Raw genomic sequence first — 20,104 nt, 5'->3', positions numbered from 1 at the left:
AGTTGGGGTGGGTGTGGGGCCCAAGGACCGACCTCAACTGCCCTCTCGCGATGCTGGCCGCAGGTGAGTTGCCAGTTGGAGCCCATTGCGCGCCCGGGAAAGGGCATCAAGTGGCAACTCAGGTGCGCGCCCGGGGGTGAGATGGCAGTTGGCGCCCATCGCGGGGCACGGAGGGGGCGCGAAGTGGCAACTCGCGCCGGGCGCTACCTGCCGAGGGCGAAGAGGGGCGGGGCGGGGATGTCGACGGTAAGGTCGGCGAGGATCCGGCCGACGGTGGGCGTGAACTTGAAGCCGTGGCCGGAGAAGCCCGCGCCGACGATCACCGGGCCGCGCCGGTCCAGCACGAAGTTGGAATCCGGGGTGGTTGTGTAGGTGCAGCTGATCTCGGTGAAGTCGTCGGGGTCGGCGCCGGGCAGCCATTCGCGGGCGTAGCGGCGGAGGGCCAGGAGCTGCTCCGGCTCCGAGACGTAATCGCGACGGTCGGGGTCGACGACCGGGCCCACCCCGTGCCAGCCGGCCTTGATGCCCTCCCCCGGGGTGTGCATGCCGTAGACCGGTGAGCGCCAATACTCGTAGCCGGGCGTGCCCGGCCGGTAGCCGTGGTTGAAGCCGGGCCAGACGAAGCTGGTGTCGCGGGCGGCGAAGTGCGCGGGCTGCTCCTGTGTGACCACCAGTTTCGGCAGTGGCAGCAGGGAGCCGACCAGCGAGTTGGTCCAGGCGCCGAGGGTGACGATGACGCGGCGGGCCTCGAACTGCTCGGTGGAGGTGTCCACGAGCACCCTGTCGTCGTCCAGAACGGTGAGGCGGGTGGCGGGCATCTCGTGCTCGATCCGCGCGCCGTGCCCGGCCGCGGCCTGCTGCAGCGCCGCGACCGAGGCGTTCGCGTTCAGCCGGCCGGCCTCCGGTGTGTACAGCACCTCGGTGTCGAAGCGGATCCCCGGCCACCGCTCCTCAGCCGCTGCCACCGAGAGCAACTCCGGGTCGAACCCGACCCCGTCGAGGGCGGCGTGCACCGCGGCGAACGGCTGGCCCTGGCCATGGTTGACCAGGCCCACCTGGTCGAGCAGCCGGGTGTCGGTCTCGTCCTCGAGTTCGCGCCACAGCCGCAGCGCCTCGACGAGCATCGCCACGTAGGTGGGGTCGGAGTAGCTGAGGTTGAAGTTGCGGGAGGCCCCGTGCGAGGCGCCGTGGGTGTGGCCGGGCGCGAAGCGTTCGAGCAGGGTCACCTCGCGGCCCCGGCGAGAGAGCTCCCAGGCGGCCGCCGAACCCATGGCGCCGCCGCCGATGACCAGGGTGTCGACGCGGGTGGTCATGCGGTCAGCACCCGTTCATAGCACCGGGAGAACCAGATCGCCTCGTACGGCGGGTAGATCGGGATGGGCTGGTAGCCGAGGTGTTCATAGAGGCGCACCGCCTCGGGCTGGCGGTCGCCGGTCTGCAGGATCAGCCGGCGGGCACCACGGGCGGCGGCGGCATCCTCGACGGCCTTGACGAGCGCCTTGCTGAGGCCACGGCCGCGGTGCTCGGCCAGGGTCACCAGCCGCTTGAGCTCGTATTCCGAACCGAGCATGCGCAGGGCGGCGTGCGCGGCGGGCACCCCGTCGACCGTGGCGATGAGGGTGACCACCATGGTGTCCGGGTCGATGGCGAACGCTGCGGCGCGGACGGCCGCGTCCTCGGCAGCAGCATCGGCACCGGAACTGTCCGTGTCGAACCGGTCCGCGTAGCGCGGCATGATTTCCTCATCCATCGCTGCGCGCAGCGCGACGGCACGGGGGTCGGCCCAGTCGACGGTGAGGATCTCGACGGTTTCCGGGCGGGCGCTCATCCGAGGACCTCCCGCACGGTGAAGTCCAGGGCGGCGACGGTGAGAGCGATCGAGTCGACGTCGATGCGTTCGTCGTTGCCGTGGAAGAGCATCCGGAACGTGCCGTAGTCCCAGCGTGGGCTGAGCAGGCCGAACCCGTAGGCGGGGATGCCGCGGCGGCGGTAGAACCGGGCGTCGGACCCGCCGACGCTGAGCACCGGCAGCAGGTCGGCGTTGGGGTAGGCGCGGGCCACGGCCGAACTGAGCGCGGCGAACAGTGGGGTGTCCACGGGTGAGCGGGTGGCGGCCTCGAAGTTGACGCCGACGATGTCGATGTCCACCATCAGCTCACCCAGCGCGTGGCGGAGGTAGCCGTCGACGTCGACGGCGTCGACTCCGGGCAGCACCCGGATGTCCAGTTCGACGGTGGCCAGGGACGGGATGACGTTCTGCTTCTCACCGGCGCGCACGATGTTGGGCGAGATGGTGGTGTGGCTGGAGGCGTGCGCGAACCCGGCCAGGCTGCCCAGTTCGTGCACGGCGCCGTCGATGCGGTTCGGGTCGACCAGTCGGGCGGACAGCTCGGCGGGCAGGCCGAGCACCGACACGTAGTGCCGCCAGTCGTCGGTGATCTGCACCGGCGCCTCGAAGCGGGCCAGCCGCACCACGGCCTCCGCCGCGGTCACGGCGGCGTTGCGGGCACCCCACGGGGCGGAGCCGTGCCCGGGGGTGCCGTGCACCACCAGGCGCCGGCCGGCGATGCCCTTCTCCCCCACCGTGGTGGTGATCGACGGGCGCACGCCGACGGGAGCCCCGCCGGATTCGGTGAGCACGAAGTCGGCGTCGATCAGGTCGAGCCGGTGCTCGGTGAGCCAGCCGACACCCCAGACGCTGCCGCTTTCCTCGTCGGCGACCGCCGCGAAGATCAGGTCGCCGCGCGGCCGGAACGGGCCGGTGGCGAGGTCGCGGATCACGACGGCGTAGCTGGCGGTGAGGTAGAGCATGTCCAGGGCGCCGCGGCCCCAGATCTCGCCGTCGACGAGTTCGGCGCCGAACGGGTCCCGGCTCCAGCCGTCCCGGTCCACCGGCACGACGTCGATGTGGCCGACCAGCGCCAGCGACGGCGCCAGCGACGGCGCGGCCGGATCGGTGCCGCGGATGCGCGCGATCAGCGACGCGCGGCCCGGGTGGGGTTCCACCACCTCGATTTCCAGCCCGGAGCCGGCGAAGAAGCCCTCCAGAGTGCGGACGCTGCGGATCTCACCGCCGGAGTCGGGGGTGCCGTCGTTCACGCAGGCGTTGCGGATGAGGTCGCGCAGGAGGTCCACGGTCTGGCGGGTGAGCACATCCGGGTCGGTCATCAGCGCACCGCCCCCGCCAGGCTCTGGGCGAAGTCGTCGAGGATCGCGCGGCCGGCCGGCCAGGCGCCGAGGTTGCTGGCGGCGTTGATGTGTCCGGCGCTGCCGACCTCGACGAAGCCGGCGCCCCACGCACCCGCCAGGGCCCGGGCGGTGCCGAGCGGGCAGTACGGGTCGTTCGCGCTGGCGACCACGAGCGCCGGCACGCCCAGCACGGCAGGCTCCGCGGCACGGAACGTCGGGGCGGCCTCCGGGAAGCCCGCGCCGAACCGGTCGGGCGGGGCCACCAGCAGGGCGCCGCGCACCCGGCCGGGGTTCCGGGCCAACCAGGTCGCGGCGGCCAGGCAACCCAGGCTGTGCGCCACGATGATGGTGTCCGGCGAGCCCACGGCCGCGTCGACGGCGGTGATCCAGTTCTCCAGGTCGGGCTCGTCCCACGAGTCCGGGCGGATGCGCACGGCATCCGACTGCGTTGCCTGCCAGCGGGTCTGCCAGTGCTTCTCGTTGGAGTCGTTGATGCCCGGCACGATCGTCAGGCTCAGGGGGGTCGGCATGGTGATGATCCTCGACAGTTGTTCGGCTGGGCGTTTCGGCGTGTGAACACACACTATCCGTCGAATATCGATCCCGGCCGGACTGGAAGTCACACAGGCACATGTGGAGGTGAACGCGGTAGTTTCTTAGCGTTGACACCCCTTCGAAAGGACACTCACATGACCAAGCAGTCGATCTTCGGCCGCATCGCCCAGCTCACCAGGGCGAACATCAACGCCCTGCTGGACTCTGCGGAAGACCCCGAGAAGATGCTCGACCAGATGGTGCGGGACTTCACCAACAGCATCGCCGACGCCGAGAGCGCGATCGCCGAGACCATCGGCAACCTGCGGATGCTCGAAGACGACCACCGCGAAGACGTGCAGGCCGCCGGCGAGTGGGGCCGGAAGGCCCTCGCCGCCAGCCGCAAGGCCGACGAACTGCGCACGAGCGGCAACGCCGTCGACGCCGACAAGTTCGACAATCTCGCCAAGGTGGCCCTCGGCCGTCAGCTGCAGTCCGAGAAGGAGGCGAAGGACGCCGAACCGCAGATCATGAGCCAGACCGCCGTCGTGGAGCAGCTCAAGACCGGCCTGAACACGATGAAGACCAAGCTCGGCCAGCTCACCTCCAAGCGCAGCGAGCTCATCGCCCGGTCCAAGACCGCGGCCGCGCAGTCGCAGGTGATGGACGCCGTGAAGAGCATCGACATGATGGACCCGACCAGCGAGGTCAGCCGGTTCGAGGACAAAATCCGTCGCGAAGAGGCGAAGGTCCGCGGCGCCAGCGAGCTCGCCGCATCCAGCCTCGACGCACAGTTCGAGAGCCTCGACGACCTGGGTGAACTCACCGAGGTGGATGCCCGTCTCGCCGCGCTGAAGTCCGGCACGCCCTCCTCGATCGAGCAGTAACACCGCCCCACCAGCACCATTCGGAACGGCCTCGGGAAGATCCCGGGGCCGTTCTGTAGTGTCACCCCCATGACTACTCTCGGAATCATCGGTGCAGGTAACATCGGCAGCCAGCTCGCCCGCCTCGGCGTGGCCAACGGATACGACGTCGTGGTGAGCAATTCCCGCGGCCCGGCCACCCTCGAGGGGCTGATCGACGAGTTGGGGCCGCGCGCCCGCGCCGCCCTCCCGGCCGAGACCGCCGCCGCCGGTGACCTGGTCATCGTCACGATTCCGCTGCACCAGATCGACACCCTGCCGCTGGCCGAGCTGGCCGGCAAGACCGTGATCGACACCAACAATTACTACCCGCAGCGCGACGGTGCCATCGTCGCCCTCGACGAGGAGACCACGACCACCGCCGAGCTGCTGCAGGCCCTGCTGCCGGACTCCCGGGTCGTGAAGGCGTTCAACCACATCTATGCCGCCGACCTCACCACGGATGGCCTGCCCGCCGGCACCGAGGACCGCCGCGCCCTCGTCATTGCCGGCAACGACCCGGAGGCCCGCGAGACCGTCACTGCGCTGCTGGACGACTTCGGTTTCGACACCGTGGACCTCGGCCCGCTGAACGAGGGATGGCGCATCCAGCGTGACACCCCGGGCTACGGCCCGCGCCTGGACGCGTTCGAGCTGCGCGAAGCGGTTAGCGCCGCCATCCGCTACCGCGACATGCCCGAAGCGGTTTAACGCCGACCCACGAACTGGCGGATGCGCCGGACGGGGCCGCGGGAGCATACTGATGGGGTGTCCCCCAACTACGTGGTCGTGCCGCAGTGGCAAGGTTCTGTTTCACCGCGCGCGATGCGCCTCGTCGACGGGGCGGAGGCGATCAGGGGCGACCTGCCCTTCTCGGTGACGTATCCCGTCGACGTGCCGGCCGAGGCCGGCGACGCGCTCGACACCGGCATCCACCGGTTCTCGTCGCTGCTGACCGTGCGCGACCGGCAGTTGACCGTGCTGCGCACCAGCACCGAGCCGGTGCTCACCATCGGCGGCGACTGCGGGGTCTCGTTCGGCGCGGTCGAGCACGCCTCCCGCCGGCACCCGGGCGACATCGCCCTGGTCTGGTTCGACGCGCATCCCGACCTGCACACCAACGAGTCCTCCCAGTCCGGCGGGTTCGGTGGCATGGTGCTGCGCGCCATCCTCGGCGAGGGCGTCGACGGGCTCGCGCTCGACCCGGATGCCCGCATCGCCGCGGACAAGGTGGTGCTGGCCGGCGTGCGCGACATCGACCCGGCCGAGGATGTCTTCATCACCGAACAGGCCATCCCGCTGGTCCCGGTGGAGAACTTCGGCACCCCCGACGCCCTCGTCGCCGCGGTGAAGCGCACCGGCGCCGCCTACATCTACCTGCACATCGACCTGGACGTGCTCGACCCGGCGACCATCGTCGGCCTGTCGAACATCTACCCGTTCGGCCTGGCCGTTGAGGGCCTCACCGCCGCGATCGTGGCCCTCCGCGCCGAGTTCACCCTCGCCGGCGCCACCATCGCCGGCTTCGCGCCGTCCTCCCCCGAGGCCGCGAACGACGACCTGCCGAGCATCCTGCGCATCATCGGCGCGCTCACCCGCTAACCCCTCCCTGCGCGCCGTGAGCCGGGCCCCGAAAACTCGCGTTTTCGGGTGCCTTTCTCACGGCTCGCGGGACCCGAACGATCGAAGGAGATCACCGTGACGGATGAACCACGCGTCGTGACCGAACGACGGGGACACCTGTTCCTGATCGGGCTCAATCGGCCGGAGAAGCGCAACGCCGCCGACTTCGCCATGCTGCAGCAGCTCGCGCTGGCGTACGGGGAGCTGGAGCGCGACCCCGACCTGCGGGTGGGCGTGGTGCACGCGATCGGCGAGCACTTCACCGCCGGGCTCGACCTCGCCGATGTCGGCCCGCGCCTCGGCCCGGACGGGCTGGACATCGTGCCGGAGGGTGGCATCAACCCCTGGCAGGTGGAGGGCACCGCGCTGTCCAAGCCCGTGGTGATGGCGGTGCAGGGCACCTGCCTCACCTTGGGCATCGAGCTGATGCTGGCCAGCGACATCGTCGTCGCCGCCGAGTCGACCCGGTTCGGCCAGATCGAGGTGAGCCGGGGCATCCTGCCGTTCGGCGGCGCCACCATCCGCTTCCCCCGGGCCGCCGGCTGGGGCAACGCGATGCGCTGGCTGCTCACCGGCGACCTGTTCGACGCCAGGGAGGCCTATCGGATGGGGCTGGTGCAGGAGATCGTGCCGGCCGGTCGGGAGTTGCACCGCGCGATCGAACTCGCCGAACGCATCGCCGCCCAGGCGCCGCTGGCCGTGCAGGCCACCCTGGCCAGCGCCCGCAGTGCCCTCCGTGACGGCGCCGCTGCCGCCGAGGCCGAGCTGCAGCCTGCCCTGGCCCGCTTGGCCGCCTCCACGGATGCCCGAATCGGCATGGAGGCGTTCCTCTCCCGCCAGCCCGCCGAGTTCCAGGGCCGCTGACAGCCATCCCGCCCAGGCCACTGAGCTGCATAACTCCTGCAATTCCTCTGCCGACCGGGCAGCGGATGCCGGAACCATGCGGATCCGCACCGCGGCCGCTGAATTCTGCAGGAGTTACGCACACCGACGGCCGAGCAACGCGCGGGGCGCTCTGGTTTCTTCCCGGGAGGGGTGGGTAGGCTGCCACGATGAGCGACGCGACCACTGCCTCCAGCACCCAGCCCTCGACATCCGGCACTGCCGGCCCCGAACCTCGCAGTTATGACGTCATCGTCATCGGGGCCGGGCCCGTCGGCGAGAACGTAGCCGATCGCACCGTGCAGGGCGGCCTGAGCACCCTCATCGTGGAGTCCGAGCTCGTCGGCGGCGAGTGCTCGTACTGGGCCTGCATGCCCTCCAAGGTGCTGCTCCGCAGCGGCGCCGCCCTGGCCGCCGCCCGCCGGGTGGCCGGCGCCGCCGAGGCCGTCACCGGGCAGCTCGACGTGGCGGCCGTGCTCAAGCGCCGCACCGAGTTCACCCACGACTGGAAGGACGACAGCCAGGTCGACTGGCTCGACTCCGCCGGCATCGACCTGCTGCGCGGCCACGCCCGGCTCAGCGGGGTGCGCCAGGTCACCGTCGACACGGCGGATGGCCCGGTCGTCGTCACCGCGAACCACGCAGTGGTCCTGAGCACCGGCTCCGACGCCCTGCTGCCCGACATCAACGGCCTGGCCGGCGTCTCGCCGTGGACCAGCCGGGACGCCACCGCGGTGACCGACCTGCCCGGCCACCTCGCCGTCATCGGCGGCGGGGTCGTGGCCGTGGAGATGGCCGCCGCCTACCGGTCGCTGGGCGTGGACGTGACGCTGCTCGTGCGCAGCTCGCTGCTACGCGACCAGGAACCCTTCGCCGGCGAGCTGGTCGGCGCCGCCCTCGCCGAGGCCGGTGTCATCGTGCTCACCGACGCCAGCCCCACCGCGGCCCGGCGCACCGAGACCGGGCAGATGGCCCTGGTGCTCGCCGACGGCCGCACGGTCACCGCCGACGAGGTGCTCGTGGCCACCGGCCGCAGCCCGCGCAGCCAGGACCTCGGCCTGGAAACCGTGGGCCTCACCCCCGGCGACTGGGTCGACGTCGACGACACCCTCCTCGTCACGGGCGACTCCGCCGCGCTGGCCGGCGACTGGCTGTACGCCGCGGGCGACGTGAACCACCGGGCGCTGCTCACCCACCAGGGCAAGTACCAGGCGCGCGCCGCCGGCGACGTCATCGCCGCCCGCGCGGCCGGCGCCGTCGTCGACGACGCCCCGTGGGGCACCCACGTCGCCACCGCAGACCACGCCGCCGTGCCGCAGGTCACGTTCACCGACCCCGAGGTCGCCTCGGTCGGGCTCACCGCCGCCGCGGCCGCGAAGGCCGGCTTCCGCATCCGGGTGCTCGACTACGACCTCAGCGGCGTGGCCGGCGCGAGCGTGCTGGCCGACGGCTACACCGGCAAGGCCCGCGCCATCGTCGACCTCGACACCGAGGTGCTGATCGGGGTCACGTTCGTGGGCGCCGGCGTGGGCGAGCTGCTGCACGCTGCCACCATCGCCGTGGTGGGCGAGGTGCCGATCAGCCGGCTCTGGCACGCGGTGCCGAGCTACCCCACCCTCAGCGAGGTCTGGCTGCGACTGCTCGAGACCTACGGCCGGCCGCCGGCCGAAACCGACCGGGGCTTCTGATGCGCCGGCTGCTGATCGACTCCCCCATCAGCCGGGCCGGCTACCTGTACGCCACCGCCGTCGGCCTGATCTGGGGGGCGATCTGGAGCACCGGCCGGGTCGAACGGCGGGGCGGCCTGGTCGTCTTCCGCGGCCTGCCCGCCTGGTCGTTCGGCCGCGGCGGCTCCTGCGTCGGCGCCGTCTACCTCACCAACCAGAACGTCACGGCGGATGTGCTCGAGCACGAGGCCGTGCACAAGGTTCAGTGGCAGCGTTACGGCATGCTGTTCCCGCTGCTGTACTTCATCGCCGGCCGTGACCCGCTGAAGAACCGGTTCGAGATCGAGGCCGGCCTGGAGAAGGGCGGCTACCTCCGCCGCCGCCGGCCGGTCCGTCCGGTGCGCTCCGTCCGGGCGGTCCGCTCAGACCAGGACTGAGGCAGCCGGCCGGGCCGCGCCCGCCTTCGGCTCCGGCCCGACCACGCAGGGCAACCCGAACTCCGAGGCCGCCAGCAATGCGGATGCAGTGCTGCGGGTGAAGACGGTGTGTGCGGTCGTGAAGGCGGAGGCCTAGGCGTGCTCGGCGCGGCCGTCGCGCCAGTAGCCCATGAAGGCCACCTGGCGGCGGTCGATGCCGACCTCGGAGACAAGGAACCGGCGCAGCCGCTTGATCACGCTGGCCTCGCCGGCCAGCCAGGCGTAGAGCTCGCCGTCGAGGGCCGACCCGTCGGGCACCTCCCAGAGGATGGTCTCGTCGACGTCGATGTCGGGGAGCACCGTGCCGGAGTGGTGGGCGGTGATGAAGCGGGCGGTCCAGCTCTTCACTGCAGTTTCGAGGGCGGAGCCGTGGCTGGCGCCGTTGCGCGGCAGCCAGGTGACGGTGACGCCGGCCGGCGCGTTCGTCTCGTGGGCGTCGCCGGACTCGGGCACCTCGATGTAGGCGCAGCCCCGGGAATCGCGGGGCAGGGCGGAGAGGATGGCGCAGATCGCCGGGGCGGCGGTCTCGTCGCCGGCGATCAGCACGGTGTTGGCGTTGCCGGGGGCCCATTCGATGCCGACGGCGGGGTTGTCGCCGTCAGCGAGGGGGCCGACGATGGCGACCTCGTCGCCGACGATCGCGGCGCGCACCCAGCGCGACGCGGGGCCGGCGTCGCCGTGGGTGACGAAGTCGATGTCGACCTCACGGTGCTCGGGGCGGGCGTGGCGCACGGTGTAGGTGCGGATGGGGTTCCGCCGGTCGTCGGGCAGGTCGCGCCAGGCCTCGTACCAGGAGTCGTGCTGCGGGAAGGAGGAGACGCCGACGCCGGGCAGCGGCAGCACGATCTTGATGCGCTGATCGAGGCCGGCGGTGCCGAACTTGTGCAGGTCGGGGCCGGTGAAGGTGACCCGGGTGAAGTTCTCGGACAGTCGTTGCACCCGGGCGACCGAGACGGCGAACGGGCGGTAGCTGGGGCGCGGCGCCCGCACACGTGCGGGGGCCTGCTCGGGAGCGACTGTCGATGTAAGCATGCCCTTAGTATGGCATGCCTAACCTTAGCCGCACCCGAGCAATTCCCCCGGCGGCGACTCCTGGCCAGCGTTACGCGGCGGTGACCCATTCGCTGGCGACGTAGCTGCCGGCGCCGCGGCGCGTGGCCGGGCTGATGTAGCCGGTGGGGATGGCGGGGGCCTGGCCGGTGCTGACGTAGCCGGCGGCCTCATCGGTGCGGTCGGTGCGGGTGGCGGGGGTGCTGATGTAGGAATTCATGATGCTCCTGTCGGGGTGGTGCTGGTTCGACGCAGAGCTTCATTGGACGCGTGCCTGGTGGTGGTGCGGGAAGCGCGCGGCCGGCCGGTGCCAGCCCCGCGATCCCAGGTTGTGTGGGTGGTGCGGGTGGTTCTGTGTTACCCCCCTAAGCCAACGGGCTCGGCGGCCACGTTTGACAAGGTGGCCTCCGCACTGCCGTCGGCCAGGTTCAGCCGGAGGCTTGCACCGAGGGTGGCGTCCACGTTCGTCCAGTACTGGATGGCGCGTTCCTTGACCTCGGGGCGGGTGACGCCGCCGACGGCGCCGGTGATGGTCTCGAGGAAGCGGGCCTTGGCCGCGTCGTCGAAGACGTCGCGGTAGAGGGTGCCGGCCTGGCCGAAGTCGCTGTCCTCGGAGCGCAGGGTGGCGGCGCTCCGCACGAGCGCACCGTCGCTCTCCCAGGTGCCGTCGCCGGCGAGGGCCTCGTCGGCGACGGGTCCACCGAGCGAGTTCGGCGCGTAGACCGGGGCGCTCGGGTCGTTGAACGTGTACCGGGCGGCACCATCCTGCGAGTAGTTGTGCACCGGAGCGACCGGGGCGTTCACCGGCAGCTGGTTGTAGTTGGTGCCCACGCGGTAGCGCTGCGCATCCGGGTAGGAGAAGATGCGCGCCATCAGCATCTTGTCGGGGCTGGCAGCGATGCCGGGAACCAGGTTGGCCGGCGAGAACGCGGCCTGCTCGATCTCGGCGAAGAAGTTGCCCGGGTTGCGGTTGAGGGTGTGGGTGCCCACCTTGATCAGCGGGAAGTCGGCGTGCGGCCAGACCTTGGTGACGTCGAACGGGTTGAACCGGTAGGTCTTGCCCTCTTCGTACGGCATGACCTGCACGTGCACGTCCCAGGACGGGAAGTCGCCGGCGTCGATGGCCTCGAAGAGGTCGCGGCGGTAGTAGTCGGCGTCGGCTCCGGCGATGAGCTCGGCCTCGGCGCCTTCCATCTCGATGTTGCCCTGGTTGGACGTGAAGTGGTACTTCACCCAGAAGCGCTCACCGGCGGCGTTGATCCACTGGTAGGTGTGCGAGCCGAAGCCGGGCATGGTGCGCCAGGAGCGCGGCAGGCCGCGGTCGCCCATCAGGTAGGTCACCTGGTGCGCGGACTCGGGCGAGAGGGTCCAGAAGTCCCACTGCATGTCGGCGTCGCGGAGGCCGGAGCCGGGCAGGCGCTTCTGCGAGTGGATGAAGTCGGGGAACTTGATGCCGTCGCGGATGAAGAACACCGGGGTGTTGTTTCCGACGATGTCGTAGTTGCCCTCCTGGGTGTAGAACTTCACCGAGAAGCCGCGCACGTCGCGCCAGGTGTCGGGGCTGCCCTGCTCGCCGGCGACGCTGGAGAAGCGCTGCAGCGTGTCGGTGCGGGCGCCGGGCTGGAACAGGGACGCGCGGGTGTACGCGGAGACGTCGCCGGTGACCTCGAAGACGCCGTGCGCCCCGCCGCCCTTGGCGTGCACGATGCGTTCCGGGATGCGCTCGCGGTTGAACTGGGCGAGCTTCTCGACCAGGTAACGGTCGTGCAGGGCGGTGACGCCGTCGGCGCCGGCAGTGAGGGAGTGCTCATCGCTCGGGACCGGGGTGCCGGTCTGGGTGGTAGTGGGGGGCAGTGTCGTCATGGTGCTCCTTCGTGTCGTGTGCTGGTCGTTCGAGTCGTTCAGAAGTCAGTAGATGTCGCGGGTTGCCACGGCCAGTTCGGCCTGGCAGTCGGGGCAGAGGCCCCAGAAGGTGACCTCGGCGGTCTGCACGACGAAGCCGGCAGTGTCGGAGGGCGTGAGGCACGGCGCCTCGCCGGTGACACACTCGACGTCGCGCACGCTCTGGCAGCGGGTGCAGACGATGTGGTGGTGGTTGTCCCCCACCCGGCGCTCGAACAGCGCGGCGGAGCCGGCCGGTTCGATCCGGCGCACGAGGCCGGCCGTGGTGAACGCGGAGAGCACACCGTAGACGGCCTGCAGCGAGGTGCCGGTCAGGGTGGCGCTGACGGAGTCGTAGAGCTGGTCCGCGGTCGCGTGCGGTGAGGCGGCGAGGCCCTGCAACACGGCCAGGCGGGGCGCGGTGACCTTCAGGCCGGCTGCCCGGATTTCGGCGGCATGGTCGGCGACGGCGTGCAGTGCCGTCTCGGCCGTTCCGTCAATGTGCATGCCTTCACGCTAGCAGTTGTTTTGAATGACTCAAAACAAGACACGCCGTTTCACAGGCCCGGCGGCACCCGGTCCTGCCAGCGCAGCTTCCGCTCCAGCTGCGCGCCGAGCGCCAGCAGGGTGGCCTCGCCGCCGGGCCGGCCGATCAGCTGGACGCCCATCGGCAGCCCCTCGGCGGTCTGGGCGACGGGCAGGGTGATGGCGGGCAGTCCGGTGACGTTCACCATCGAGGTGAACGGGGTGTACTCCACCTGCTGGGCGAAGTTGCGTTCGCCGTCGTCGGCGTCGTACCAGCCGACCGGGCGCGGGGTGAGCGCCAGCGCGGGGGTGAGCACGGCGTCGAAGCGGGCCAGTTGGCGGATGAATGTGCGCTCGTAGGCGGCCAGCGCCGACAGCGCCTCGGCGACCTGCCGGCCGGTCAGCTCGCGGCCGCGGTGCAGCAGCCACCTGGTGAGCGGTTCGAGCAGGGCCTCCTGTTCCGGCGTCTCCGCCGGGATCCGGGCGGCGCTGAGCTGCCAGAGGGACCGGAAGGCGGGCGCGTAGGTCGGGTCGGGTTCGAGGGCGGTCTGCTCGATGCCGTGGCCCATCGTGCTGAAGCCGTCCACGGCGGTGTCGAGCGCGGCGAGCGCCTCCGGTGCCAGGGTGATCTCGTAGGCGTCGTCCCAGGCCGAGGTGGTCATGACCCCCAGCTGGTAGCGACCCTCCCCGCGGATGGCGGCGCCGAGCAGCTGCTCGTCTCCCCCGGGCGCGCGCACGGCGAACGGATGCTCCGGCCGGCCACCGCCCGGCGCGATCATGGCGTCCAGCAGCAGGGCGGCATCCGCCACGGTGCGGGCCAGCGGGCCGGCCACCGGCAGGCCGCCCGGCACGTCGAGCCCGCTCGCCGCGGGGATCCGGCCGCGGGACGGCTTCACCCCGACGAGGCCGCAGGCGGCGGCGGGTATGCGCACGGAGCCGCCACCGTCGCTGCCGGGCGCGAACGGCAGCATCCGGGCGGCCACCGCCACGGCCGCGCCGCCGCTGGAGCCGCCGGCGCCCAGCCCGGGATTCCAGGGGTTGCGCGCGGCCGGGCCGGCGACGGGTTCGGTGTAGGAGGGGAGGCCGAATTCGGGGGTGCTGGTCTTGCCCAGGCTGATGCCGCCGGCGGTGTCGAGGGCCTGCACGAGCAGGTCGCTGGTTTCGGGCACGTTGTCCTGCATCAGGCGGGAGCCCAGCCGGGCGGGCACGCCGGCGCGCAGCTGCAGGTCCTTGTCGCCGAACGGCAGGCCCCATAGTGGTGCGGTCTTGGGCAGCTCGGTTTCCACGAATCGGGCCCGGGCCCGCGCGTTGTCCGCCGTGACGGTGACGAAGGCGCCGAGCCCGGGGTTCAGCCGGTCGATCCGGGCCAGGTAGTGCTCGGTGAGGTCGGTGGGGCTGATGTCGCCGCGCTGCAGCGAGCGCCACTGCTCGAGCGCGGTCAATTCGAAAAGGTCGGCCATCCCCCGAGCCTAGCCACGCGCGCCGGCCTGCCCGCCCTCCCGCCCAAACTGTTCCCGCTCCGGACAAATGGTCCCGGCGCACCGGGACCATTTGTCCGCACAGGGAACAGTTAGCGGCGGGCGGGGCGGATGCTGGCGAGGGGCAGGCCTGCCCGGGTAGCCTCGAAGAATGACCCGCACCAACGTTGCCGCGCCGTACGACCCGATGGGCACCACGGCCCTGATCACCGGAGCATCCAGCGGGCTCGGCGTGGGGTTCGCCCATGAGCTCGCCCGCCGCGGCGCCGATCTCGTGCTCACGGCCCGTCGGCTCGACCGGCTCGAGGCCCTCGCGGTGGACCTGGCGGAGAAGTACGGCACCGTGTCGACGGTGATCCCGCTCGACCTGGCCGACCCGGGCGCCGTCGCCGAACTGGTGCGGGACCTCACCGAGCGCGACATCCGGGTGGCCACCCTGATCAACAACGCCGGCTTCGGCCACTTCGGCACCCTGGTGGATGCGCCGGCCGACCGGGTGCACGACCAGGTCGCCGTGAACGTGGCGGCGCTGACCGATCTCTCCCACGCCCTGCTGCCCGGTCTGCAGTCCGCCGCGCTCGCGCATCCGCACGGCGCGGCGCTGGTGAACCTGGCCAGCACGGCGGCGTTCCAGCCGGTGCCGCGGCTGGCGGTCTACGCCGCCGCCAAGGCCTACGTGCTCAGCCTCACCGAAGCGCTCTGGTACGAGACCAGGGCCACCGGACTCAAGGTCACCGCACTCTGCCCCGGTCCCACCGAGACCGAGTTCTACGCCGTCGCCCGGCGGTCGACGGGCGGTCCGCGTCGGCTGATGAGCGTCGACGAGGTCATGCAGACGGCCTTCGCCGCGCTGGATGCGCCCCGCACTCCCCCGCACGTTGTCGCGGGCACCCAGAACCGGATCACGGCCTGGCTGGCCGGTTCGGCGCCGCGGCGGGCCGTGGTGAGCGTGACCGGGCGGCTGTCGCGGCGCTGAGCCGGTCGCCGGGTCTGCGGCTTACTTGAGGCTCTTCTGCAGCAGCACGGTGCCGAGCCAGCGTTCGAACTTGAAGCCGACCTTGCCCATCCGGCCGATCTCTTCGAAGCCGAAGTCCTGGTGCAGCTTGATCGACGCCTCGGCGCCCTGGTCGGCGATCACGGCGATGATCTCCTTGAGCCCGGCCGCCTTCGACCGGTCGATCAGCTCGGTCAGCAACGCCCGGCCGAGGCCTTTGCCGGTGGATGCCGCGCCCAGGTAGATCGAGTTCTCAACCGTGAACCGGTAGGCCTTCTTCTGCTTCCACGGGCTCACCAGGGCGTAGCCGAGCAGCTGCCCGGCGGGCGACTCGGCCACGATGAACGGCATCCCGAGCTTGGACAGGTAGTAGAACTTGTCCCGCCACTCGGCCAGGGTCATGGCGTCCTCGTCGAAGGTGACGGTGCTGTTGGCCACGTAGTAGTTGTAGATCTCACGAATGTCGGGCAGGTCGGTGACCAACGCATCCCGCATCGTGTACTCGAACGGCGCCTCGGGCACCTCGGCCGGGGCCAGGTGTCGCGGCAACCGTCGTCGCTGCTGGTATTCCTCTTCTAGCACCGGATGGGTCCTCTCCACATTGCTTCTCAGAATACCGTCGGCGACCAGTCGACGGGTTCCGCACCCTGCCCGGCCAGCAGGGCGTTGGCCCGGCTGAACGGCCGGGAGCCGAAGAAGCCGCGCCGGGCCGACAGTGGGCTGGGATGCGCGGAGACGATCGTCGGGGTGTCCGCCAGCCACGGCGCGAGGTTCTCGGCATCCCGGCCCCAGAGGATCGCGACCAGCGGGGTGCCGCGGGCGGCCAGGGCCCGGATGGCCTGCTCGGTCACGGCCTCCCAGCCGTGCCGCCGGTGCGACCCGGCCGCGCCCGCCCGCACGGTCAGCACCCGGTTGAGCAGCAGCACACCGTGCCGGGTCCACGGGGTCAGGTCGCCGGAGACCGGCGCCGGAAGGCCGAGGTCGTCCCGCAACTCGGTGAAGATGTTGCCGAGGCTCCTCGGCACCGGGCGCACGTCGCCGGCGACCGAGAACGCCAGCCCCACCGGATGCCCGGGGGTGGGATACGGGTCCTGCCCCACGATCAGCACCCGCACGTCGTCGAACGGCTGGCGGAAGGCGCGCAGGATGTCCTCATCAGCCGGCAGCACCTGCTCGCCCGCCGCGGCATCCGCCCGCGCGAACGCGAGCGGCGCGGCGAAGGGGGCGAGCGCGCTGACGTCGACCGGGGCCGACCCCGCGCCGGGCAGGCCGAAGGCCCGCGCCCAGCCGGGGTCGATCAGCGCCGGAGCGGCCGGCGAGTCGTGCGGCATCCGGCTAGGCGCCGAAGGTGCTCACCAGCACCCCGCCCTCCGACTCGCTCACGGTCCAGACACTGCCGGCGCCGGCGACGCCGAGGGTTCCCTGGCCCACGATCAGCACGGTGCCCTCGTCCACGGCCAGGCCGCCGCGGATGAGGCCGGCCTCGGTGGCCGCGACCATGCGGGAGAGGGTGCCCCACTGGGCGACGTGCACGTCGACGGTCACGTCGAGCAGGCCGATGCCGTCCTCGATGGTGATCTCGTCGAGGTCCTCGCTGGCGTCCTGCGGGCTCACCGGCACGCCGCCGATGCGCCAGCCGCCCAGCAGGGCCCGTTCGGCGGCGATCATGGCGCCGGCGGAGTAGCCGAGGTACGGGATGCCGGCGGCCACCTGGCGGCGGACCTCCCCGGCGATCGGGGCGACGGCGGTGAGGTAGGCGGGGGTGAGGCCGCCGCCGATGACGATGCCGTCGGCATCCGCCACCGCCAACAGGGTGGCCAGGCCGTCGGGCGCGAGCACCGTGATGACGGGTTCGAGCGGGCCGGCGGATTCGAGCGCCGCCACGAGCTGGGCGGCGTGGTCGCCGCCGTCGCCGTCGCGCACAACGATGATCGCGATGCGCGGGTCGGTGCGCCCGGCGGCCCCGGCGCGGAGGGTGGCTTCGGCCAGGAACGGCCCGTAGACCGCGGCGTCGTTCTCGGTGTCGTTTTCGAGGGCCCAGCCGCCGCCGACGAGGTGGATGCTCATGCGTCCACCGCCGTGGTCAGCGGGGTGGCCGTGACGGGCGGCAGCGCCGACCAGGGGAAGATGATCCAGCCGTCGGTCTCGCGCCAGGTGAAATCGGGCACGAGCACGGTGCGTGGCTTGGTGTACAGCGTGGCCGAGCGCACCTCACCGGCCGATTCCTTGAGGATGCCGACGACGAGGGCCAGGGTGTGGCCGGAGTCGGAGACGTCGTCGACCAGCAGCACGCGCTTGCCGGCCAGCGCGGGGGCGTCGAGCATCGGGCCGGACAAGACGGGCTCCGGCAGGCGCTCGTCGATGCCGGTGTAGAACTCCACGTTGATGGAGCCGCAGTTCTTGGTGCCGAGGGCGTAGGAGATCGCCCCGGCCAGCAGCAGTCCGCCGCGCGCGATGGCGATGACGACGTCGGGCTGGAAGCCGCTCGCCAACACTGTCGTCGCCAGCGATCTGGACGCATCGGCGAATTCGGTCCACTCCAGCACCTCGCGAGGCGGGTCGACGGTGGCGGGGGCTACGGAGGGCTGATCGGGTTGCATTTGTCAATGGTAGAACCTCGCGCGCCCGCGGCGCACGGACGAAGGGCCCTGGGTGCGGTGAGTGCTGCGCCGACGGCGGCGGATGCGGAAGACTGGCTACATGATCACACTGCAGCAGGATGCCGACGGTTTCGTCCGCATGAACCGGCACTTCCCCGCCAAGGCCCCCATCGCCATCGTCTTCACCGACGGCAGCCGCGGCGAATACACCGGGGCCCGCCTCAACGAGATCTACGACGTGGCCCTGGCCGAGTTCCGTGCCGAGAACCGCCTCGACGCCAAGGGCTTCTCCCGCGCGCCGGCCAAGACCGTGCACCCCACCAACAACGTGGAGTACGTGCCCGTCCAGGCCGGCATGGCCCCTTAGCCTGCCGCACCCCACCTCGTTGCGTATGCGTAACTCCTGCAGAATCTCGTCGCCGCGGCAACCTCCCGCGGAATTACGGCATCCGCTGCCCGCCCGATTCGTAAATTGCAGGAGTTATGCAATCTGCCGTGCGGAATGGCCCCCCTCGTGAGCTCCCTGCCGTTCGGCGCCGATGTCGAGATCGTCTTACTGCTGGCCTCGGCCGTGCACCGCTACGAGGGGCGCCCGGCGGACGGGCCGCTTCCGGTGGTCGGCGAGGAGAGCCATCCGAGCATCCGGCTGCGGCAGGGCCGCGGCATCGTCGGTGACCGGCATTTCGGCCAGCGTGCGCACGCGCACGCGTCGGTCACGGTGATGAACATCGACGTGCTCGACCGGGTCGCGGATGACCTCGGGCTGTCACGGACACTGGACCCCGTCGCCACCCGTCGCAACATCCTGCTGCGCGGGGTGGACGTCGACGCCCTGCGCGGCGCCACTTTCTCGCTGGACAGCGGCGACGGGCCGGTCGAGTTCCTGGCCAACCGGCCCGCGAACCCGTGCGCCTGGATGGACGTGGTGCTCGCGCCCGGCGCCCACCGGGCGCTGCGCGGCCGCGGCGGCATGCGTTGCGAACCCCTGACCGACGGGATGCTGCGGCTCGGGCCCGCCCGGCTGCAGAGCAGCATCCCACTCGCGACCCGGGGGCTGGAGACCTAACGCTCGGTCGCTTCGATCTTCTCGACGGGTGGCTCCGAAACCGCAGGCGTCGCAGCGGCGCGGGTCTGGTGGCCGGTCATGAACCGACGCTCGACCACCAGGTGGAACCCATACGCGCAGGTCAACGCCAGCGGCAGGACGACGACGACCATCACCACGAAGTGCAGCCACAGGGGCAGGCCGAGCGGCAGCAGGAGTAGGTTCCCAAGTCCGAGCAGCGGGCTGTGGATGAGGTACGCGCTGTACGACCAGGTGCCGATCCAGACGAGGACCTTCGATTCGAGCACGCGGTGCGCGAGCGTCTTCGACCCGGCCAGGCTGCGCTGCGCGAGCCAGACCAGGGCAAGCGCAACGACAACGCCCAGGATTGTCTCCGACAGCCAGTCGTAGCTGACCACCAGGCGGTTCGCGAACACGATCATCGCAACCGAGATGATGCTGAGAACGGCAACGCCGGGGCCCAGAAGGGGTATCCGGATGCCGCGGACGACCAGGTGGGCTGCCGCCATGCCGAACGCGAACAGGCCGAGGAACCAGAAATGCGCGCCGTCCACCGACGGCACCACGAAGTGGATTGCCCAACCGACGCCAACAGCGACGGCGACGGTGATCACGCCGCCGAAACGTCGCCACACCGGGAGCAGGAGGAAAGCCATCGCGAAATAGATCTGCCACTCGGTGGCGACCGACCAGGCTGGTCCGTTGATTTGGTAGAGCGTTTCCCTGGACAGGTTGTGCAGCAGCAGGAAGTGGGAGACGATCCCCCACGGCGTCACCGGGACCTTGCTGTCCCAGACCGTGCCGCTCGGTTGCTGCAGCAGGGGAATCGCCCAGATCAGGAGCAGGAACAGGATCATGGCCGCGAAGTACGGCGGCACGATACGCCGAGTCCGGCGCTTGAGGTATTGCACGGCGCCGCCGCGGAACCGGAGGTCATCCCGTCTCGCGACCGGCAGCATCAGCACGAACCCGGACAAGACGATGAAGATCGGAACGGCTGACTGGCCCAGGCGCAGCGCGGCCAGGAAGTCCGGCAGGATCTGGGTAGATCCGGTCATGCCGGTGAAGACATAGGTATGGAAGAGGGCGACCCCGAGGGCCGCGACCGCTCGCAGCCCGTCTGCGAACGCGAAATCTAGGCGGGCTGCAGCAGTAGCGTTTCTCATTTCTCATCGATCATGGCAGAGTCTTGCCCCCCAAATGACAGATTTCTTGTCCCCCGGATGTTTCGGAC

The 20,104-nt window shown here is 71.0% G+C and carries 23 protein-coding genes; 9 read left to right on the top strand and 14 right to left on the bottom strand.

What is annotated here, in order from left to right:
• Window positions 1-203 precede the first annotated feature (203 nt).
• Genes ACU5E9_RS17810 through ACU5E9_RS17795 form a run of 4 tightly spaced genes read right to left on the bottom strand, consistent with a single transcriptional unit; the run spans window position 204 to window position 3,719 of the window.
• The gene (locus tag ACU5E9_RS17810; RefSeq protein ID WP_456811223.1) at window positions 204-1,313 is read right to left on the bottom strand and encodes an FAD-dependent oxidoreductase; all 1,110 of its coding nucleotides are present in this window, start codon (window positions 1,311-1,313) and stop codon (window positions 204-206) included.
• Entirely contained in the window at window positions 1,310-1,828 is a 519-nt protein-coding gene (locus tag ACU5E9_RS17805) for a GNAT family N-acetyltransferase (protein WP_456811222.1), read from the bottom strand. The genes ACU5E9_RS17810 and ACU5E9_RS17805 overlap by 4 nt, the downstream gene beginning before the upstream one ends.
• Window positions 1,825-3,168 carry a M20/M25/M40 family metallo-hydrolase gene (locus ACU5E9_RS17800; RefSeq protein WP_456811221.1) on the bottom strand — a complete coding sequence of 448 codons (1,344 nt, stop codon included), beginning with the start codon at window positions 3,166-3,168 and terminating at the stop codon, window positions 1,825-1,827. Before ACU5E9_RS17800 ends, ACU5E9_RS17805 begins: the two co-directional genes overlap by 4 nt.
• Window positions 3,168-3,719 (bottom strand): RBBP9/YdeN family alpha/beta hydrolase, encoded by a 552-nt coding sequence (locus tag ACU5E9_RS17795; RefSeq protein WP_456811220.1) that lies wholly within the window; start codon window positions 3,717-3,719, stop codon window positions 3,168-3,170. The genes ACU5E9_RS17800 and ACU5E9_RS17795 overlap by 1 nt, the downstream gene beginning before the upstream one ends.
• Before the next feature lie 159 nt (window positions 3,720-3,878).
• On the opposite strand from ACU5E9_RS17795, the gene ACU5E9_RS17790 reads away from it, so the two are divergent.
• From ACU5E9_RS17790 to ACU5E9_RS17765, 6 genes are all read left to right on the top strand, one after another.
• Complete coding sequence (locus tag ACU5E9_RS17790; RefSeq protein ID WP_456811219.1) at window positions 3,879-4,610, top strand: PspA/IM30 family protein; 732 nt, start codon at window positions 3,879-3,881, stop codon at window positions 4,608-4,610.
• Window positions 4,611-4,679: 69 nt separating this feature from the next.
• Window positions 4,680-5,339 (top strand): NADPH-dependent F420 reductase, encoded by a 660-nt coding sequence (locus ACU5E9_RS17785; RefSeq protein ID WP_456811218.1) that lies wholly within the window; start codon window positions 4,680-4,682, stop codon window positions 5,337-5,339.
• A 57-nt stretch (window positions 5,340-5,396) separates the two neighbouring features.
• Window positions 5,397-6,230 carry an arginase family protein gene (locus tag ACU5E9_RS17780; RefSeq protein WP_456811217.1) on the top strand — a complete coding sequence of 278 codons (834 nt, stop codon included), beginning with the start codon at window positions 5,397-5,399 and terminating at the stop codon, window positions 6,228-6,230.
• 96 nt (window positions 6,231-6,326) lie between these two features.
• Window positions 6,327-7,115, top strand: a complete 789-nt coding sequence (locus ACU5E9_RS17775) for a crotonase/enoyl-CoA hydratase family protein (RefSeq protein WP_456811216.1) — start codon at window positions 6,327-6,329, stop codon at window positions 7,113-7,115.
• A gap of 188 nt (window positions 7,116-7,303) precedes the next feature.
• Window positions 7,304-8,821 carry a dihydrolipoyl dehydrogenase family protein gene (locus ACU5E9_RS17770; protein ID WP_456811215.1) on the top strand — a complete coding sequence of 506 codons (1,518 nt, stop codon included), beginning with the start codon at window positions 7,304-7,306 and terminating at the stop codon, window positions 8,819-8,821.
• The gene (locus ACU5E9_RS17765; protein ID WP_456811214.1) at window positions 8,821-9,237 is read left to right on the top strand and encodes a Fe-S oxidoreductase; all 417 of its coding nucleotides are present in this window, start codon (window positions 8,821-8,823) and stop codon (window positions 9,235-9,237) included. The genes ACU5E9_RS17770 and ACU5E9_RS17765 overlap by 1 nt, the downstream gene beginning before the upstream one ends.
• A 132-nt stretch (window positions 9,238-9,369) precedes the next feature.
• Here ACU5E9_RS17765 and ACU5E9_RS17760 read toward each other — a convergent pair whose 3' ends face one another.
• The 5 genes from ACU5E9_RS17760 to ACU5E9_RS17740 all read right to left on the bottom strand — a co-directional run bounded on the left by ACU5E9_RS17760 (window position 9,370) and on the right by ACU5E9_RS17740 (window position 14,192).
• Window positions 9,370-10,308: a siderophore-interacting protein gene (locus ACU5E9_RS17760; RefSeq protein WP_456811213.1), complete on the bottom strand. Its 939-nt coding sequence runs from the start codon at window positions 10,306-10,308 to the stop codon at window positions 9,370-9,372.
• Window positions 10,309-10,378: 70 nt separating this feature from the next.
• The gene (locus ACU5E9_RS17755; RefSeq protein ID WP_456811212.1) at window positions 10,379-10,546 is read right to left on the bottom strand and encodes a hypothetical protein; all 168 of its coding nucleotides are present in this window, start codon (window positions 10,544-10,546) and stop codon (window positions 10,379-10,381) included.
• Window positions 10,547-10,683: 137 nt separating this feature from the next.
• Complete coding sequence (locus tag ACU5E9_RS17750; RefSeq protein ID WP_456811211.1) at window positions 10,684-12,189, bottom strand: catalase; 1,506 nt, start codon at window positions 12,187-12,189, stop codon at window positions 10,684-10,686.
• A gap of 45 nt (window positions 12,190-12,234) precedes the next feature.
• A complete protein-coding gene (locus ACU5E9_RS17745; RefSeq protein WP_456811210.1) occupies window positions 12,235-12,714 on the bottom strand; it encodes a Fur family transcriptional regulator in 480 nt (159 codons plus the stop codon).
• 50 nt (window positions 12,715-12,764) lie between these two features.
• Window positions 12,765-14,192, bottom strand: coding sequence for an amidase (locus tag ACU5E9_RS17740; protein ID WP_456811209.1), 1,428 nt, complete (start codon window positions 14,190-14,192; stop codon window positions 12,765-12,767).
• A 169-nt stretch (window positions 14,193-14,361) separates the two neighbouring features.
• On the opposite strand from ACU5E9_RS17740, the gene ACU5E9_RS17735 reads away from it, so the two are divergent.
• Window positions 14,362-15,186 carry an SDR family NAD(P)-dependent oxidoreductase gene (locus tag ACU5E9_RS17735; RefSeq protein ID WP_456811208.1) on the top strand — a complete coding sequence of 275 codons (825 nt, stop codon included), beginning with the start codon at window positions 14,362-14,364 and terminating at the stop codon, window positions 15,184-15,186.
• 21 nt (window positions 15,187-15,207) lie between these two features.
• Here ACU5E9_RS17735 and ACU5E9_RS17730 read toward each other — a convergent pair whose 3' ends face one another.
• Genes ACU5E9_RS17730 through ACU5E9_RS17715 form a run of 4 tightly spaced genes read right to left on the bottom strand, consistent with a single transcriptional unit; the run spans window position 15,208 to window position 17,804 of the window.
• Window positions 15,208-15,786, bottom strand: coding sequence for an N-acetyltransferase family protein (locus ACU5E9_RS17730; RefSeq protein ID WP_456811207.1), 579 nt, complete (start codon window positions 15,784-15,786; stop codon window positions 15,208-15,210).
• Window positions 15,787-15,812: 26 nt separating this feature from the next.
• Complete coding sequence (locus ACU5E9_RS17725; protein ID WP_456811206.1) at window positions 15,813-16,535, bottom strand: uracil-DNA glycosylase; 723 nt, start codon at window positions 16,533-16,535, stop codon at window positions 15,813-15,815.
• 4 nt (window positions 16,536-16,539) lie between these two features.
• Window positions 16,540-17,271 carry a Type 1 glutamine amidotransferase-like domain-containing protein gene (locus ACU5E9_RS17720; RefSeq protein ID WP_456811205.1) on the bottom strand — a complete coding sequence of 244 codons (732 nt, stop codon included), beginning with the start codon at window positions 17,269-17,271 and terminating at the stop codon, window positions 16,540-16,542.
• Window positions 17,268-17,804 carry a phosphoribosyltransferase gene (locus tag ACU5E9_RS17715; RefSeq protein WP_456811204.1) on the bottom strand — a complete coding sequence of 179 codons (537 nt, stop codon included), beginning with the start codon at window positions 17,802-17,804 and terminating at the stop codon, window positions 17,268-17,270. The genes ACU5E9_RS17720 and ACU5E9_RS17715 overlap by 4 nt, the downstream gene beginning before the upstream one ends.
• A 100-nt stretch (window positions 17,805-17,904) precedes the next feature.
• Here ACU5E9_RS17715 and ACU5E9_RS17710 point away from each other — a divergent pair, with 100 nt between their 5' ends.
• Both ACU5E9_RS17710 and ACU5E9_RS17705 read left to right on the top strand, forming a co-directional pair.
• The gene (locus ACU5E9_RS17710) at window positions 17,905-18,171 is read left to right on the top strand and encodes a hypothetical protein (RefSeq protein ID WP_456811203.1); all 267 of its coding nucleotides are present in this window, start codon (window positions 17,905-17,907) and stop codon (window positions 18,169-18,171) included.
• Window positions 18,172-18,306: 135 nt separating this feature from the next.
• The gene (locus ACU5E9_RS17705) at window positions 18,307-18,870 is read left to right on the top strand and encodes an MOSC domain-containing protein (protein WP_456811202.1); all 564 of its coding nucleotides are present in this window, start codon (window positions 18,307-18,309) and stop codon (window positions 18,868-18,870) included.
• Here the strand turns inward: ACU5E9_RS17705 and ACU5E9_RS17700 are convergent.
• Window positions 18,867-20,036: an acyltransferase family protein gene (locus ACU5E9_RS17700; RefSeq protein WP_456811201.1), complete on the bottom strand. Its 1,170-nt coding sequence runs from the start codon at window positions 20,034-20,036 to the stop codon at window positions 18,867-18,869. The genes ACU5E9_RS17705 and ACU5E9_RS17700 overlap by 4 nt on opposite strands.
• Between the last annotated feature and the right edge of the window lie 68 nt (window positions 20,037-20,104).

It is taken from the genome of Cryobacterium sp. AP23 (assembly GCF_054075385.1).
This window is presented reverse-complemented; position numbering and strand designations above follow the sequence as displayed.